General features: G+C 37.1%; 19 protein-coding genes. 12 read left to right on the forward strand and 7 right to left on the reverse strand.

The annotated features are described in order from the left end of the window. Positions 1–11 precede the first annotated feature (11 nt). Entirely contained in the window at positions 12–239 is a 228-nt protein-coding gene (locus Q9Q86_RS14890; RefSeq protein ID WP_112986750.1) for a helix-turn-helix transcriptional regulator, read from the forward strand. 116 nt (positions 240–355) lie between these two features. On the opposite strand, the gene Q9Q86_RS14895 is transcribed toward Q9Q86_RS14890, so the two are convergent. Next, positions 356–985: a LexA family transcriptional regulator gene (locus tag Q9Q86_RS14895; protein WP_112986751.1), complete on the reverse strand. Its 630-nt coding sequence runs from the start codon at positions 983–985 to the stop codon at positions 356–358. 41 nt (positions 986–1,026) lie between these two features. Here Q9Q86_RS14895 and Q9Q86_RS14900 point away from each other — a divergent pair, with 41 nt between their 5' ends. The 6 genes from Q9Q86_RS14900 (at position 1,027) to Q9Q86_RS14925 (ending at position 7,569) form a co-directional block, all read left to right on the forward strand. Continuing rightward, complete coding sequence (locus Q9Q86_RS14900; protein WP_112986752.1) at positions 1,027–1,224, forward strand: hypothetical protein; 198 nt, start codon at positions 1,027–1,029, stop codon at positions 1,222–1,224. A 17-nt stretch (positions 1,225–1,241) separates the two neighbouring features. Beyond that, positions 1,242–1,595 (forward strand): phage antirepressor N-terminal domain-containing protein, encoded by a 354-nt coding sequence (locus Q9Q86_RS17505; RefSeq protein WP_112986753.1) that lies wholly within the window; start codon positions 1,242–1,244, stop codon positions 1,593–1,595. Positions 1,596–1,793: 198 nt separating this feature from the next. After that, on the forward strand, positions 1,794–3,221 hold the full coding sequence (locus Q9Q86_RS14910; protein ID WP_112986754.1) for a site-specific integrase: 1,428 nt from the start codon (positions 1,794–1,796) through the stop codon (positions 3,219–3,221). Continuing rightward, positions 3,218–5,155 carry a hypothetical protein gene (locus Q9Q86_RS14915; protein WP_112986755.1) on the forward strand — a complete coding sequence of 646 codons (1,938 nt, stop codon included), beginning with the start codon at positions 3,218–3,220 and terminating at the stop codon, positions 5,153–5,155. Before Q9Q86_RS14910 ends, Q9Q86_RS14915 begins: the two co-directional genes overlap by 4 nt. Beyond that, positions 5,152–7,209: a hypothetical protein gene (locus Q9Q86_RS14920; protein ID WP_112986756.1), complete on the forward strand. Its 2,058-nt coding sequence runs from the start codon at positions 5,152–5,154 to the stop codon at positions 7,207–7,209. Before Q9Q86_RS14915 ends, Q9Q86_RS14920 begins: the two co-directional genes overlap by 4 nt. 3 nt (positions 7,210–7,212) lie before the next feature. Further along, a complete protein-coding gene (locus Q9Q86_RS14925) occupies positions 7,213–7,569 on the forward strand; it encodes a hypothetical protein (RefSeq protein ID WP_112986757.1) in 357 nt (118 codons plus the stop codon). A gap of 62 nt (positions 7,570–7,631) precedes the next feature. Here Q9Q86_RS14925 and Q9Q86_RS14930 read toward each other — a convergent pair whose 3' ends face one another. The 5 genes from Q9Q86_RS14930 to Q9Q86_RS14950 all read right to left on the reverse strand — a co-directional run bounded on the left by Q9Q86_RS14930 (position 7,632) and on the right by Q9Q86_RS14950 (position 10,591). Next, positions 7,632–8,069: a hypothetical protein gene (locus Q9Q86_RS14930; protein ID WP_112986758.1), complete on the reverse strand. Its 438-nt coding sequence runs from the start codon at positions 8,067–8,069 to the stop codon at positions 7,632–7,634. Positions 8,070–8,159: 90 nt separating this feature from the next. Continuing rightward, positions 8,160–8,894, reverse strand: a complete 735-nt coding sequence (locus tag Q9Q86_RS14935; protein ID WP_112986759.1) for a DUF2971 domain-containing protein — start codon at positions 8,892–8,894, stop codon at positions 8,160–8,162. A gap of 69 nt (positions 8,895–8,963) precedes the next feature. Beyond that, a complete protein-coding gene (tfpZ, locus tag Q9Q86_RS14940) occupies positions 8,964–9,698 on the reverse strand; it encodes a TfpX/TfpZ family type IV pilin accessory protein (protein WP_112986760.1) in 735 nt (244 codons plus the stop codon). Positions 9,699–9,787: 89 nt separating this feature from the next. Beyond that, positions 9,788–9,970 carry a hypothetical protein gene (locus tag Q9Q86_RS14945; protein ID WP_227540279.1) on the reverse strand — a complete coding sequence of 61 codons (183 nt, stop codon included), beginning with the start codon at positions 9,968–9,970 and terminating at the stop codon, positions 9,788–9,790. An 87-nt stretch (positions 9,971–10,057) separates the two neighbouring features. Further along, positions 10,058–10,591: a pilin gene (locus Q9Q86_RS14950; RefSeq protein ID WP_112986761.1), complete on the reverse strand. Its 534-nt coding sequence runs from the start codon at positions 10,589–10,591 to the stop codon at positions 10,058–10,060. Positions 10,592–11,011: 420 nt separating this feature from the next. Here Q9Q86_RS14950 and Q9Q86_RS14955 point away from each other — a divergent pair, with 420 nt between their 5' ends. The 3 genes from Q9Q86_RS14955 (at position 11,012) to Q9Q86_RS14965 (ending at position 12,863) form a co-directional block, all read left to right on the forward strand. After that, complete coding sequence (locus tag Q9Q86_RS14955) at positions 11,012–11,275, forward strand: hypothetical protein (RefSeq protein WP_112986762.1); 264 nt, start codon at positions 11,012–11,014, stop codon at positions 11,273–11,275. Between the two features lie 242 nt (positions 11,276–11,517). Continuing rightward, entirely contained in the window at positions 11,518–12,153 is a 636-nt protein-coding gene (locus tag Q9Q86_RS14960) for a hypothetical protein (RefSeq protein ID WP_112986763.1), read from the forward strand. A gap of 2 nt (positions 12,154–12,155) precedes the next feature. Beyond that, positions 12,156–12,863 carry a PIN domain-containing protein gene (locus Q9Q86_RS14965; RefSeq protein ID WP_112986764.1) on the forward strand — a complete coding sequence of 236 codons (708 nt, stop codon included), beginning with the start codon at positions 12,156–12,158 and terminating at the stop codon, positions 12,861–12,863. 122 nt (positions 12,864–12,985) lie between these two features. Here the strand turns inward: Q9Q86_RS14965 and Q9Q86_RS14970 are convergent, their stop codons facing one another. Continuing rightward, positions 12,986–14,014: a transposase gene (locus Q9Q86_RS14970; RefSeq protein WP_305156084.1), complete on the reverse strand. Its 1,029-nt coding sequence runs from the start codon at positions 14,012–14,014 to the stop codon at positions 12,986–12,988. 187 nt (positions 14,015–14,201) lie between these two features. On the opposite strand from Q9Q86_RS14970, the gene Q9Q86_RS14975 reads away from it, so the two are divergent. Then, positions 14,202–14,690 carry a pilin gene (locus Q9Q86_RS14975; protein WP_112986457.1) on the forward strand — a complete coding sequence of 163 codons (489 nt, stop codon included), beginning with the start codon at positions 14,202–14,204 and terminating at the stop codon, positions 14,688–14,690. Between the two features lie 197 nt (positions 14,691–14,887). Next, positions 14,888–15,403 carry a pilin gene (locus Q9Q86_RS14980; RefSeq protein ID WP_112986458.1) on the forward strand — a complete coding sequence of 172 codons (516 nt, stop codon included), beginning with the start codon at positions 14,888–14,890 and terminating at the stop codon, positions 15,401–15,403. Positions 15,404–15,426: the final 23 nt, after the last annotated feature.

The following is a 15,426-nucleotide window of genomic DNA, read 5'->3' on the forward strand; positions in this document are numbered from 1 at the left end:
TAAAGGTTGTTATGATTAGATGTAGGTTGTCAAATTTGATGGGTGAGCGAAAAATTTTAAAGCTAAGTGAGGTAGCTCAGGCGACCAGTATTAATCGCAATACGCTAACGAGTCTTTACTATGACCGGGCAATACGAATTGAACTTTCGGTTGCTGATACTTTGTGTAAATATTTTAATTGTAATATGCAAGATCTATTTGAATATACTAATGGGGATGAAGAAAGGGATGACACCTAGTAAAATGTCATCTCTTTTTAAAGCTCAATAGGATGTTTTAGATACAACTCAGGATCATTTCAAACTGTCTGAATGTATTAGGCAATACTCTCGCCCTCATACTTGATAACTATTATTTAGATCAACCCTTGCCTATATACTACTTTACCTAAAACTATTATTTCTGACTCGTTCACCGTGTTGTCAGGATAAGCTGAATTGTCTTTAGTTATTTCAATCAACCCATTAGCACTACGGTGTAAACGAACAACCATTCTTTCACCATAGAAATATATTAAATAAATTAATCCCGATATAAAGTGTTTATCTGACGTATCAACTAAAACTAAATCATCATTAAAAAGGGTTTCCTGCATTGCATCCCCTTTAATCTTAAAAACGCTTAGTATATCTACTTCATTTAAATGATTTTTAGTGCAAAATGATTTAGAGAGCATAATTTTATCTCCATCATTATTGCTAAAAGATATAACCTGATCGCCATCTAAATCATTTATATCAAGAGAACAAAGATCACTTTTACTGAAAATCTGATCACTTATATCAAGCGCTTTTAAGATTTTCATATATGTAGCTTGACGTGGTTTAGCGGTACCAACTTCATAATCAGAAATTTGTTTTCTTGAAATACCAACTGCATTAGCCAAATCTTGTTGAGATAGCCCTCGCTGTGATCGAAAAAACCTTAAACGCTCAGAGAAATCAGCAACCATAAAAAATCCTTGACAGCTATCAAAACCTATCATAAATTATCAATTGCTATCTTGAAGTTATGAAAGGAGTTATCGTGTACACATGTTCTTATGATGACGAATTAGCAGATATTGTCAAGGCTGCTGCAAAACGCGAAAACCGCACATATCGAGGTCAATTCAACCACTATTTAAAATTGATCCTTCAGCATGAAGGTCTTTTAGAAAATCCAGACAACAAAAAAGCAGATTGCACTCGCCAAAGTAACCAATCTGCCCACATTCAACCTTAACCAAAGGAATCGAAACCATGAGAAGTCTAACCCAAATCGAAGTACCTTTCCATAATGCTGAATCATATGTTGTTGAGCATAAAGGGCAACCATACACCCTCATGCAAACTATTGTTGAAGGTATGGGCTTGGATTGGAAAAGGCAATTCGTCAAACTAAAACAGTGTTTTGCACAAGGTATCGTGGAAATCACCATACCTACAATATGTCATTTACATTTAATAGCCGTCTTGGAAAACCACAAGTATCATTTATTTCAAAAAATTCTTGGATACTGGATAGCGAAAATATTGCAGGAATCATTTGTGATCCATCTGGACCTAAGAAAGAGCTTCTATCTGAAATTTTTCAAGCAGCAGCTAAATGCTTAACCAAATAATTTCACTACTTATTCCGTAGAGCAATTATTTTCATTCGGCAAAAAGTATAAAAGCCCATGCGGGAACATGAGCTCTTATGAATGTCTTGATTGGCGTCCAGACACTTCGATTTTGATCGATAGGGGCATTTTTGTCAATCCTATCTTAAGGTCACTTTTTGCCTGTTTTTTAATAAACAGGAGGCTCAAAATGAGCACTAAACTTAAAAATGGTAAGTCACGCTACCAATCAAAAGCCAAAGTTGTGACCATTAAAAAATTTCAGTTATTGACGTTGAGACAGGCAACTGATCGTTTAAATGATGCAGCGTTTGAAGAACATGGTGATGCTTACCTTGAATTCCCTGTAATTGTTCAGGGAGATGGTAGATCTTCTGATGTTTTTAATCTGTATTTGCTGAAAAAACTTGAGCAAACAATACAGTATGATTTTAAAACATTTGCATCTATTGCTCATCAGCTTGTTGATTTTCAGCGTTTTTTAGAAGATGAGCAACTGGACTGTTTGAAGTTCCACAAACTAAAACAGTCAAATGCGATTTTTAAATACCGCACTCGTCTTATTGAGCAAGCGAATGCAGGCCTAATTTCAGCTCGCTCTGCAAGTAATCGAATTAATGCGGTAGTGAATTTTTATCGATTTCTTATTACAGAAGACTTAGTTGATCATCAGCACTATGGCATACCGTTTAAAGATGTCTACAAATATATTGCCGTGGATAATGAGTTTGGCGCACGTCGAAAAATGGCAATTAAGTCGCATGATCTTGCGATTCATGTTCCAGCCAAAGCGCCAAATTCTGAAGCGATTGTGGATGGTGGTGAATTAAGCCCTCTCAGCGTTGAATCGCAAACTGTCATATTAAAAGCATTGCAAAAATCATCACGTGAATATCAATTGATGTTTTATCTTGCATTGTTTACAGGTGCTCGTTTACAAACGATTTGTACTTTGCGAATTAAAAACTTAATTGGTTGTGAGCTTGATAGTCATGGCTTTATTCGTCTGCCCGTTGGAGCGGGTACAGGTGTGGACACTAAATTTCAAAAGCCGATGACACTTTTGATTCCAAATTGGTTAGTACAAGATCTTAAAATCTATATCAATAGTGAGAAAGCGCGTCTGCGTAGACAGAAATCAAATTATGGCGACTCGGATGAAAACTATGTGTTTCTCACCAAGCTTGGTACACCTTTCTACACCAGCAAAGCTGAACAGCAGAAGTTAACTGAAAAGATCAAAGCATCTGACTCCTTTGAGACTCGACTGAAAATCTATGAAGGTGAAGCAGTACGTAGTTATTTAAAAATGGTGTTATTGCCTGAAATTCGTCTAATTGATCCACAATTTAAAAGTTTCAAATTCCATGACTTACGTGCCAGTTTTGGGATGAATCTGCTGGAAAGTCAGTTACAGCATCTACCTGCAGGGCATTCTGCTATGACCGCTGTTGAGTATGTGCAAGCTCGGATGGGACATCGCAACATCAGCACGACTTTACAGTATTTGAACTATCAATCACGGTTGCAATGGCGCAGTAAAATTCAGCATGAGTATGAGTCTAGCTTGATGAAATACGTCAAGTCCTCTGTGGATTTAGCAGGAGATTTGTCATGAATTTTATTCGTACCCCGTTGTTTGTACATATCACTGATATTCATAAACAGATTACTGAGCATGAGCGTTTAATACTCGTGCTCAAAGATAAAACGGCCTCATTTTCTTTTAGAACTTTAGATATTGGTACATTCTTTTTTGCTAAAAGAGCATGTTCTTTCGATGTATCAGACAATGAGCTTGTCGCTTCTTTTGATGAAAAAAGACGCTATTTTTTAAAATGTTTTACAGATTATCTACTGCAAATGGATGGATCGGACCTATCAAAAGGGTTGTTCTATTGCATCATCAAGATGTTTTTGGATTGGATTGATCAACAAAAGAAAATTTTTGATTTATCCGATAAGGACAGCATTATCGATGCCTATCGTCGCTATAGTAAATCTCTGGTTGATCGGACTTTGCTTGCAGACACTGATGAAGATAACTTGGCTGCGCATACCGCAAAGCAGTATCAGCGTTATGTTGCAAAACTGATAGCATATGTATTTGATTGTCATGAAATTGATATTTCTAGTCAAGCGATGCAAGTACAGTCTCAGCGTTATGATGTGCCTATTTTGCCAATCGCTAAAGAAGATCATGAAAAAACTTATGCAACTTTGTTGAATGTCTTTCTTGAAATTCATCGTATTGTTGTACAAGAAAATGACTTTCCTGCGCATTTTCAATCTGTAGATGAAGAAGATTTTTATTTTTACTCGGGCTTTCATCATCAAATTGAAAAACAGTATATTCAGTTCGATATGCAGAGGTATCTAGCTAAATATACGGCTATTCCATCTTTGTCAAAAATGCTAGCTGATTTTGAGTTAGAAGAAGATAGTGAGCATCGAAAGCGTGTACGTGAAAACCGCAATCAAGCGATTCGTAAACTTGAAGAACGCAACAAAAATAAGCGGCATTTAGAGCGTGAAAGACTTGCATCCTACGGCCTGACCATCGGCATGCTGTTATTTATTGCACAAACTGGAGCAAATCTAGACACTGCTCAACAGTTACACCTTGATACGATGGAAATCCTACCGAGTACACAAGGCCGACGCTTTTCAGGAACGAAAAGCCGTGCAAGAGGCAAGACAGTACGGCCAGAGTTTGGAGTTAAATTTGAGCCGATTTTTAGAAAAATTTTAGAACTTCGCGCTTGGTATATTCAAGATGAGTCATGTGATTTTGTATTTCCGCTACGTAATGAAGTGAGAAAATTAAGCGCAATTGGAAATAATAAACTTCAATTACTTAAAAGATTTTTGCAGCGTATTTTCCCGAAAATGGCTTGGATCACCCCACAAGAGTGGCGCAAGCATGTTAGCAGTCAATATGTTGAATTGAGCGATGGCGATTTATTGCTTGAAGTCGAAAAAATGGGACACTCACTCGATACTGCGAAGAAAAACTACAGTCGAACTTCATTTAAAGATGCAAGCCAACAGATTTCACAATTCTTTTATGAACTGCGAGAAGTTGCAGTTTCACAAACTCGAACCGTTGAGCGTATTCCTGTACAAACGTTAGATGAGACTGCTGATGTTCAAACCTTACCTGTCGGGGCTTGTACGACTATCAGTCTACAACCTGAAAAAGCAACAGGTTTTACCGCGCAAGCTCCAACTCCAAACTGTCAGCAATTTGAGCATTGTTTATTTTGCCAGCATTATGCAGTTCATGCTGATGACGAAGATGTGCGTAAGCTTTTATCACTGAAAAGCCTACTCGGCTACGTTAAGCAAAAAGCCACGGACTTAATCAAGTGGGAACAGCAGTTTGGGGTTGTGCTACATCGAATTGACGAAGTACTCAACGAGTTATCAGATACTTATGAAAATTTACGTAATCGTATTTTTTCAATTCAAGAAGAAGTAGAAAGCGGTGATTTAGATGCCTATTGGCTGAATCATTTTGAATTACTAATTGATTTGGGGTGGATATCATGAGTTCATTTAATTCATATCTATATTCATTGGGTATTGCTGAGCAGTTCTTACCTGATGAGTACAATCTACAGAATAATCAGCTGACTGTTCCAAATGCTTTTGTATTATCACGAACAAAAAACGGTGAAACACTATCTGTTTATTCAGACAATGTGTGGGATCTTTCTCCATATTTACCGAAGTGTGATTGTCGCCTGAATTTTGATAGTTGGCTTGAAAATGCCCGAGAAAATGACTTTCTTTACTGTCAAATTCGGGCAGAAATGAAAAAAATCAGTTTTGCTTTGCTTTATATAAAATCTGGTAAGTCGATTATTAAAAGTATTGAACAGCGGTATACGGTTTTACGCCAGTTTGCAGCAATTGCATATAAGAATGGCTGTACATTGCAGCAGTTATTTAGCGATGTTGCTTATATGTCAAAAGTAAATGATGCTTATGTTGGTGTGAGTTATCAAAAAGCCATTCACATTAAAGCATTTTTAACGGATTGTTTTGCCTTACAACAGCAATACCCATTGCTCATTCCTGCATTTAGTACATATAAGCCAATAGAGCATTTAGCAAAGTTGGCGGCTCAACTTAGGTTGCAGTCAAGCAAAGTAGGCCCACAAACCAAAGTTGTTCCTTCACGGCTTTATATTGCCTTAATTAATGCTTTAGCAGATAAATTAAACGAGTTTAATCAAAATGCATCAGCACTTCTGAGATGGTTTCAGCGCAAGCAGCAGGCTGCAAATTTTGCTTTGATGCCGACAGAATTTAAGCGTGAAAAAAATGCGGTAAGTTTTGCTGATGCTCGAGATTTGCTCGGTTTAACGGCACTGTTTGAAAATAATCAGATTCAAAAACATGCCAACCTCACCCGTTATATGACGCTGATTCAAGGTATGGCCAAGTTGTGGATTCATCTGTTTACAGGGATGCGGGACAATGAAGTGAATCAGCTGTCTTCTGATTGCTATCAAACTATTCAAAGTAATGAGCATCTTGTGCATGTCATTATGGGTTATACCTCTAAGTTGCATGGTGGTGGAAATAAATCGACGTATTGGATCACGTTTGAAGACATTAAAATAGGCGTTCATGCAGCACAAAGTGTTGGTGAAATCTACGCTCTGCTCAACTCACATTATGATATGTCTAATCCTGCTGAATACCCATTATTTCCAACGCTATACTCGCAAAAGCATCGAAATAAAAATAACCGCAATATTGAGCATGAAACGGATTTTATCTCTAATTTTGAGGGTGCTCCGACTCGAACACAGTCTAATTTTAATCAGTATTTAAGCCGTATTTCTGTCTTGCTTGGAGATGGGTTGAAAATCACAGAAAGTGATATCGCCGAGCTTGAAGCTTTTGATGGTTTTCGCAATTGGCGAGAAGAAAAAGACTGCCAAGTTGGTCAATATTGGAATATCTGTACCCATCAATTTAGACGCTCAATGGCTGTGTATAGTGCCCGTTCTGGCATTGTTGGGTTAGGTGCTCTGTCGGTTCAATATAAGCATTTAACCGAAGCGATGACGCTATATTATCGAGAAAACTCAGTATTTGCCCCGAATATTTTAGCCAGTGATAGTCAGAAAGAGTTAATCCAAGAGCTAGAATATCAGAGGTTGGTGCATTCCTACACCCAGTTTGAGGAAGGCGTAATCAGTACTTCTAGTAAGCTCTTTTGCGGTGCAGGAACCTATTTGCAGCTACAAAAAGACCGCGAGCAATTACTCACAGTATTTCCAAACCGTGATGAAACCATTAAGCGTATGAAAAAGGGTGAAATTGCCTATAAGCCTAGCTTGTTTGGCGCATGTACCAACCCTGATTCTTGCGAAAAAATTTCTTTTACGGCTATTACGAGCTGTTTGAGTTGTGCACATGCAGTTTTTGATGCTGGCAGTGCTGAAAAGATGCAAAAGGCAGTGCAACGGATACAACGAGTGCGTGACACACAAGCACAGGGCAGTTTGTTATACGGGCAAATGGACAGTGATATTATGGCGCTGCATAAAATGATCCAAAAAATTCAAATTTTGAATATTGAGGCTTAAAATATGAGTGCACACAATGAATATGATGCTGCTTTAGAACGATTAAAGGCCAATAAGCCAACAATTCTGCCCAAAGGTTCTGCCATTAATAACGATACGGTTGCAATGGAGGCTGGACGTAAACGAGGCTCGATTAAAAAGAGCCGTCATGCTGCATTAATTGAGGCAATTGAGCAAGCTGCACAGGCAGCAGGGCAAAATCTTCTTTCGCCTGCCCAGCAAATTGAGCAAGCGAAAACTAAGACCAAAGCGGTGAAAAGTGATTATGAGCAGTTGAAAGAAGATTATGAAAAACTGCTGGAAAAGTGTAATTCGCTGTTGCTGGAAAATTTTGAGTTGAGGCAGAAAGTGGGCTGTTAAATTTTTGTATGTCTGGTATTGAAGAAAGAGTCCAACCCAGTGGAAGGTAGGACTCTTTTAAATTAGCAAGACTTAACAAAACCACCTTCACCATCGTTTTGGAATCCATGTTGCATAATAAAGGAGGTGATTTTTTGGTAATTTTTATTTGCGGGTTTGACAATACCTAACCATTGCGTTTGTGGGGTGATCCATTCTTGTGGAAGTTCAGATTTAAGCCTATCGAGATCCGATAGCACATTTGAACTAAACCCTTGAAATTTCGCTGCATGAAGCGATTTTGCTAGATTGATTTCAATCATATTTTCATCAGAGTAGAAATCAAACCATAGAAAACCAATAATGTCTTCATCTGCATTTAAAACTTCAAAAAAATTGGTCACAGCCAATTGACCACCGACAGGGGTGTTATAGCCAAAGGTGGTTGGGTTGCTGATCAACTCATATAAATTATGATCAACAACAGGATTTGGTTTCCTACAGTAAATATAAGATGACATGTATTGGCTATATATGAGTAATCATTGATTGGTAAATCTATCATGGTAGATGTGCCAATCAATTGTGTTTAGATGATTTTGGGGGTGAAATTAGTGCAAGTGAAAGCTAAAACCATTTGGTAAATTATACAAATTGGATATTTCTACTTTTACATTGCAATCTAAATTTTGTATTGCTGCAGTACAGGCTTTTTGTAAGCTTTCGTCTATTCTTGGATCAAACATAATACTGTCAAAAAGTGCATTAGGTTCAATTGAGCAATTAAATATATTGTTTGGACATTTTCCATCAGGACCTGAATAAATTAAGCGGATTTCTTGCTCATGCTCAAATTCTTTGCGCTTGTATAATAAAGATTGAGCTATACCAGAACCATCTGTAGCGGTTAAGTTAATTTTTTGTAGTAATTCTTTCAGATGATTTTCGTTGATAGCATAGATAACTTTTCCAATAAAACCATAAAGTTCAGGATGTTCATGTATGTTAGTTTGTAATGTAGCTAATAGTTTTCTAGGTGTGGTTTGTAATCGTACGCCACTTTTATGCGGTGAGTAAATGCGCCACATGGCATCTGATTCAGCATGTCGAGTCCAGCATTGACCATAAACAGAATCATGTGCCTCAAAGACTGCTGTTTCGTTAGATGCTGTTTTAAATTCACTTTTTAAGAGTACATTTTCAAAGGGGTCATCCCAAAGATGTGGTTTAACAAGAGTTAATTGTTTTTTGTGTAAAACTTGAAAAAAACGCTCTAATGAAAATATACGATAAATCGGCTGATCTAATTCAGCTTCTGCTATTCCGATATTATTGCTGGAATTCATTGTCTAATTTCTCCAAGTGTATTATTAAATCGTTTCATTTATAAAATTGTGCTTAATGGAATCGTCTGATTACTTCCATGGCCTTAAATCCACAATTTTTACTACGGTTCCATTTTCTTTATTCACTAATACTGTCATATCAACAGCATTGGCTTTTAGCGGCAAAAAAGCCGTTGCTTGTGGGTATTGAGTGAGCATCATTTTTACTACTTTCGGATCATTAAAGTCATTTAGGAGGACTAAAGGCTGTGCCCGTTGTTTGATAGAGGTTTTAGCTTGAGTCAGTTCTACATAGCGTTCTGGACGCTGTGCAATTGAAATACCGCTAAATACTTCTGCAAACATTTCATCATTGCGTTGTTGTGTATCTTTGGCAAATTCAGTGGCGACGTATTGTGGTTTAAACCATGAAGGTTGTTGGAATTGAGGTTGTGCATGCTGAATATTCGTATCAACTAATTCATTTTTTCTAACCAATTCAAAACGATCTACATTATAAACCAACCATGCAGGGCGACCTTGTTCGATACTAAATACCCCATAATATAAAGCCACAATTTGAATGAGAATAATGACACTTAGGTCAAATTTTAGTGTTTTTTTGCCTTCTTTATAGACCAATAAACCTAAAAGCGGTCCTAAAATTACGTCAATGACCAACAGCATTAAAAAGATATGCGTTACGCCAACGGCTGTGGCAAGTGGAGATGGATACCAAATAAAAAAGACGAGTCCAATCGCTAATAAAGCAATTAAGAAAGAGAGTGATAAATGGCTGAGGAAAAATTTTAGGCGTTTAGACATGATCAAATTACAACCTTACTACTGTGTACTTACCTTTTCAAGAAACCTTGATTTAATTTTAGATTTTGCAATGTTATACAAAAGATCTTCTAAATCAGCTTTATTTTGGTTTTAAAATCTCCTACAACTTCAAAGTGAGCATGATAAAACTCTAATAGTTTTTCACTATGTTTTAAAACAACAATTAAGTCACTACCTTCAACAGAATTGGCTTCAGAAATAGTTTTAATCTCAAAATTTAGCCCCTGATATAGATATAATTCTTTTCTCATTATTTTTCTCCTATTTATTTTAAAATAATTAAATAAAAAAGACTGGCGAACCAGTCTTTTATTTAACCTCTAGTCAAAAACTAAAAATTAACGGCATTCAGAAGGTGCATATTTTGCAGGTAATGTACCAGTTGCAGTACCACCAATAGTAGCACCTGCACGAGCAGTTGCTTGTGTAATAGTTGTTGTACCACATGCCCACTCAATTGAACCTTCTTGTCCAGCAGCTAAAGCAGTCGCAGTACCAGCAACACTTACATAAGGAACCATAAGTACTGTCTTTTGCTGAGCATCAGTTGGCAAACTAGCATCAGCTGTCGTTGTAAGTGTAATGATACCTGCATTACTAGCAGCAATAGATTCTAAATATTTGCTTACAGGTGTAGCAGCCGCACCTTTTGAAACCGCTGTCGCAGCCGAGGCTACTCCTACCATCCCATTAGTTTGAAAGCCTTCAGAAATTGCAGATTTAGCAGCAGCTCCTGCCGTAATAACTTCAGAAATTTTCGCGCGAACTGTATAATCTTGGTACGCAGGAATCGCTACTGCAGCCAAAATACCAATAATAGCGACAACAATCATAAGTTCGATGAGCGTGAAGCCCTTCTCCATTGTATTCATAACATTCTCCACAAATGTTGTTAATTTAATTATAAGCTTTGTAAGCTATTTTAATAATAGCACTAAACGTGCCAATGTATATTATCTAATTATTTCTTATGAAATCAATACATTGTTTAATGGATTACCATAGCTGAAAAAATTAGGTAGTAATTTTATGTAAAAAAGTGACATAAATTGTCAGCTTTGCGTGCTTTGTGGTAGTGCATATGGTCAATTGTTTTGGGTGAGGATGGACTGAAAATTTGTTCGCTTAAAAGAAATGGTCGTGCAGAGCTGAAGTGGTTAGGGTCTGAGCAGTGCCTAGCATGCTTTAAAAAATAAAAATAGCGTCCCGCTTATTTTTGTTTAATTGGGAATGGTTGTGGCGGTTGCCAAGAATATAGAAGAATTTAACTCGATTGAGATGAGGAACAGCTTATGGAAATTAAACAACTGCAACAAGTCGAAGTCATGACAGATGTGGTATGTGATGTATGTAACCAATCAACAAAATTAGAGTTTGCAACCTTATCGGCACATTGGGGTCATGGCTCTACACATGATGGAGAAAGATATGAGTTGCAGTTATATGAGAAATGCTTCTTTTATGCGCTGGCGACATTAAAAAAAGAGCGAAGAGATGCCTTTATGTTTAATGAAAATTTTGATCCTGCAAGCCTAGATGAGTTTGGCTTGAAGTGAGTCTATCATTCATTGGAATGAGTCCTAAAAACCCTAAATATAACGATCTAATATTCCTAGCTCTGCTATGGAGTATTTGCTTTTGAAAAATTATCTCTGTTTTTTTGGGGGGCTTATTACGGTTCTTTTAGGGGTAATGATTAGAGCGTGTTTTTTCACACTTTGTGATAATAATTAAAATTACACTTGCGATCAACATGAGTCATTGTTAGTGTGCCTTAAAACACAATTTAGGGCTATAAATGAAAACTTTTCGTGATTTATATATTCAGTTGAATGGCGTAAATACTGAGACCTTTACCCAAAAACTGGAAAGTCAAACTAATTCAATTTGGGTAAGAAGAAAAGACAAAGAAGAGATTGCAAGTGGTGAAGAGCATTTTATGTGTTTTGAAGCTGTTAAAAATGACACAATTATGCCTGTAGCTTTGTTTTTATTCCCTTATAGTGACGCTGAAACTTGGTGGGTGTCCAATATTGTTCCAACGGAACAAAACGAATTGACGCATGATCAATACAATGACGCTTTAATTAGCTTTAATGAGCAGATAATTCAGCCTGCTATCATAGACACACCGATTACAGCACAACTCACCAGTGATGTCATAACGGTGGCAAGTGTGGCAGGTATTGAAGTGGAGAATGCACTTAAACGGTTCTCAAAGTTAGCCAATAAATCTACTGGCACGTCACATCCATCAGATCAAAAACGCTGGTTTGAATTTTTAACGATGGCACATCATGCTCATGCTAAATTAGATGTAAATTTAATCATTCATACGTTAAGAGAGCTGGGTTGGTCTGGAGAACGTGCGTATGAGTTGGGTTTGCAATTTGAATTTGCTGAAAGCTTACTGTCGTATGTACAGGAGCAGTAGTCATGCCGATCCATCGTTATGATGATGCACTTTTAAAATTTCAGCAAGAGCCTGCGACAGTCCTCTATTTAGATACCTGTATTCTACTTGATATTATACGTTCTCCCATAAGAGATACTATTGCTGCTGAATCTGTTCAATTTGCAAAATTTCTACTGGAAAGATCAAATCACAAGCCTAAATCTTTATGGCTGGTTATAAGTGAAACCGTTGCACTTGAGTGGGAAGAACATGCTGATGAAATCGTGAAAGAAGTAGAGAGAGAAATCTTAAAGTTAGAGTCAAAAAGAAGCCATATGCTGACAGCAGCTAAAGCAGCAACCGAAATTGATTATCTGCATGGTCAGGCGGTAAATAGAATCAATCTTGCGCAAACATTAAAAGCAATCTCTAAGTCAGTGCTTGATACTTGTATTGTGATTCCACCAGAAAATGAACATAGCTTAGCTGCAATGAAACGAGTTAAGAAATATCGTGCACCAGCAAAACGAGGAAAAGCAGAACCAAAAGACTGTGAAATCTATGAGGTATTTTTATCTCTATGTCGTGATTTACAGGAAAAAGAAATGAAATTGATTTTTGCAAGTTCAAATACCAACGATTATGGAGAAAAGAACTCAGGTGGTATCGAGCAGGAGTTATCTGCTGTGAAGGCAAAATATGCGAATTGTTGGAATTGGGTGAATGCTATTTTAGAAGAGAGGTCGTAACCCGCTACCTTGCTTTTCGATAAATTAGGCGGATTCAAGCAGCAAGTGCGACAGTATAAAAAATCGAGCCTAAAGGATTTAAAAGAAGCTATTTTTTGATATGGACTAGGACTTACGCACTATCATTTATAGATTCTCTGTGGTAGCAGATGATTTTTATCGAGAATAAAGTCATCAATGAAGTCTTTGATGATTGGTCTAAATAATTTCTTCTGCCAACGATATACATTTTCAAAGATCCGCTCAAACTGGTTCTTTTGTATCTCGACGTAGGCCATCAAGGCTGCAAAAATATGATTCAAAATCAGTTTAGATCGTCTTACTTGAAACTTTTCAATATGACAAACCTGTTTAATCACTCGGTGATATTGTTCTATTTTCCAATGACTTGAATGTAATTCATGAAAACCCTCAAAGGACAATAAATCATCTTCATCTTGATGCACAATATAAAACCTCTGCTGTTCTTTTAACTGAGTCTTAAATAATTGTACAAAGCCAAAATCTTTGAGCCAGACTACTTGACCCTGATGAAAATTCGGCAATAAACGCAGTTGAAACCATTGTCCTTTTTCAGGGGAAACCTTACGGTTACTGTCGACACCAAACATAAATCGAATACCATATTTTCTTATGGTTTTTAGATTTGCAGTCGATGAATACCAACTATCACCTGTAATAAATTGAATCTTTGCACCCCAATCGAGTACTTCACTTAACATCTCCATAAAGTAATCATTCTTGGTTTTACTTGCTGACTTATCATAAATTCGAAAATTAATTGGAATATTTTGACCATTTTGATCTGTCGCATACAAGGTAATGAGATTAATACCCTTGACGGATCGGTGGTGTTTGCCTGACCAAAAATAGCTAACCAAGTCCATATGTTGACTATATGGCTTATCTAAAACAGTATCATCAATACTGACTATAAGTTTATTATTATCAATATGTTGAATTGCTTCTTGATATAGGTCGTGAGGTGTGTAGTCTTCCCGCTCTAGAAAGCGATTTACACTATCATGCGAGATGTTATAAGTCTCAGCAAGTTGTGTGCAGCTAATAGAGTTCGGTTCTGTCATGAGAAAACCCATATAAATGGGTAGAGTACAGGTTGCTGTAGAAACATGTTTAATTCGTCTAATCACAGATACTTTATAAAGCATTTTAATACTTTTTTGAATCCGTCAATGCGTAAGTCCTATGGACAAATCTTAAAATTTTGTCCATTCAAAAGCATGTCCATATGGACAAAATGAATAGTAAGGAAAAATAAGGTAATTCAGTGGTTTGATGCATGTCCATATAAAGTGACTTATGGAATGAAGATAATTAATGATCGTTGTAGCAATCATCGGTATCTTGGCTGCTGTAGCGATTCCTGCTTATCAAGATTATACGGTACGTGCAAAAGTATCTGAAGTAATTACTGCCGGTGCTGCTGCGAAATCTGCAATTTCAGAAGGTTTTCAGACTAATGGCATGCCTGGTGTGCAATCAGCTGCAGCAGCAGTTGCTAATACAGGACCTGTTAGTAAATATTTACAATCAATTGCTACTACAGCTGCAGGAGTAATTACACTTACTACTTCTACTGATGCAAGCTTGCCATCTGATGCAAAAAGTAAAACTATTAGATTAGCGCCTTATGCTAAAGATACTGCTGGGGCAAATGCTGCTTTAGCTGCTGGTGCTGCTGGTTCTGTTGAATGGGCCTGTGCTACTGCAACAAATGTACAAGCTGAAACTCGTCTAGCTGGCCTTTTAGCTGCAGATGCAACAAATGGCTTACCAGCGAAATATGCTCCATCAGAATGCCGTTAATTTCTATTTAAGAAATTCTAAAGAAGAGTGCTGAGGCACTCTTTTTTTATATATGATAGTTTTAAAAGTTGTCATATTATGACTTTATTGTATATGGATATTAAACTTGTATTAAATTAAGCTATTGAATTATATCGTTTATATTTGTGGCATGTTTCTTGAATTAGATAAGTAAATTATATTTGGGAAGTTGGGTCATGCATAAATCGTCACAAGGTTTTACTCTTATTGAACTGATGATTGTTGTGGCAATTATTGGGGTTTTGGCTGCTATTGCAATTCCAGCATATCAATACCATGCTGCGCGTGCAAAAGTCAGTGAAGCTTTGGTTATGGCAAGTGCTGCAAAAACGATGATCAGTGAATCTTTTCTTGTGGGTGGGGCGGCTGTAATGGCGAGTACTGCAACAGATTATAGTGCAAGGGCTGCCAGCGAAAAAAAGACACGTTATGTTGATGATATAAAAATTAATAATGAGGGTGTGATTACTGTGACGTTAACGAGTAATACAGCAGTTGGTTTGCCAAATGATGTACTGGGAGAGACGGTTGTATTAACACCAAATATCGGTGGAACTAAATTAACAGCAACATCAAATGGAACAATAGATTGGGCCTGTGCGACTACATCTGCTACGAATGCTACAGCAAAAGGCCTAGCTGCTGATTTGGGAACTTTACCTGCAAAATATGCACCTGCAGAATGTAGGTAGAAATATTAATGTTTGAGAATAGA

This window comes from Acinetobacter sp. A22 (assembly GCF_030913345.1).
Classification (GTDB): domain Bacteria; phylum Pseudomonadota; class Gammaproteobacteria; order Pseudomonadales; family Moraxellaceae; genus Acinetobacter; species Acinetobacter junii.

Bases quoted from the DNA above. Each gene is read 5' to 3' on its own strand.
- Q9Q86_RS14925 (WP_112986757.1), top strand. From the start codon at position 7,213: ATGAGTGCACACAATGAATATGATGCTGCTTTAGAACGATTAAAGGCC.
- Q9Q86_RS14965 (WP_112986764.1), top strand. From the start codon at position 12,156: ATGCCGATCCATCGTTATGATGATGCACTTTTAAAATTTCAGCAAGAG.
- Q9Q86_RS14890 (WP_112986750.1), top strand. From the start codon at position 12: ATGATTAGATGTAGGTTGTCAAATTTGATGGGTGAGCGAAAAATTTTA.
- Q9Q86_RS14920 (WP_112986756.1), top strand. From the start codon at position 5,152: ATGAGTTCATTTAATTCATATCTATATTCATTGGGTATTGCTGAGCAG.
- Q9Q86_RS14930 (WP_112986758.1), bottom strand. From the start codon at position 8,069: ATGTCATCTTATATTTACTGTAGGAAACCAAATCCTGTTGTTGATCAT.
- Q9Q86_RS14895 (WP_112986751.1), bottom strand. From the start codon at position 985: ATGATAGGTTTTGATAGCTGTCAAGGATTTTTTATGGTTGCTGATTTC.
- Q9Q86_RS14935 (WP_112986759.1), bottom strand. From the start codon at position 8,894: ATGAATTCCAGCAATAATATCGGAATAGCAGAAGCTGAATTAGATCAG.
- Q9Q86_RS14915 (WP_112986755.1), top strand. From the start codon at position 3,218: ATGAATTTTATTCGTACCCCGTTGTTTGTACATATCACTGATATTCAT.
- Q9Q86_RS14910 (WP_112986754.1), top strand. From the start codon at position 1,794: ATGAGCACTAAACTTAAAAATGGTAAGTCACGCTACCAATCAAAAGCC.
- Q9Q86_RS14955 (WP_112986762.1), top strand. From the start codon at position 11,012: ATGGAAATTAAACAACTGCAACAAGTCGAAGTCATGACAGATGTGGTA.
- Q9Q86_RS17505 (WP_112986753.1), top strand. From the start codon at position 1,242: ATGAGAAGTCTAACCCAAATCGAAGTACCTTTCCATAATGCTGAATCA.
- Q9Q86_RS14945 (WP_227540279.1), bottom strand. From the start codon at position 9,970: ATGAGAAAAGAATTATATCTATATCAGGGGCTAAATTTTGAGATTAAA.
- tfpZ (WP_112986760.1), bottom strand. From the start codon at position 9,698: ATGTCTAAACGCCTAAAATTTTTCCTCAGCCATTTATCACTCTCTTTC.
- Q9Q86_RS14975 (WP_112986457.1), top strand. From the start codon at position 14,202: ATGATCGTTGTAGCAATCATCGGTATCTTGGCTGCTGTAGCGATTCCT.
- Q9Q86_RS14980 (WP_112986458.1), top strand. From the start codon at position 14,888: ATGCATAAATCGTCACAAGGTTTTACTCTTATTGAACTGATGATTGTT.
- Q9Q86_RS14960 (WP_112986763.1), top strand. From the start codon at position 11,518: ATGAAAACTTTTCGTGATTTATATATTCAGTTGAATGGCGTAAATACT.
- Q9Q86_RS14950 (WP_112986761.1), bottom strand. From the start codon at position 10,591: ATGAATACAATGGAGAAGGGCTTCACGCTCATCGAACTTATGATTGTT.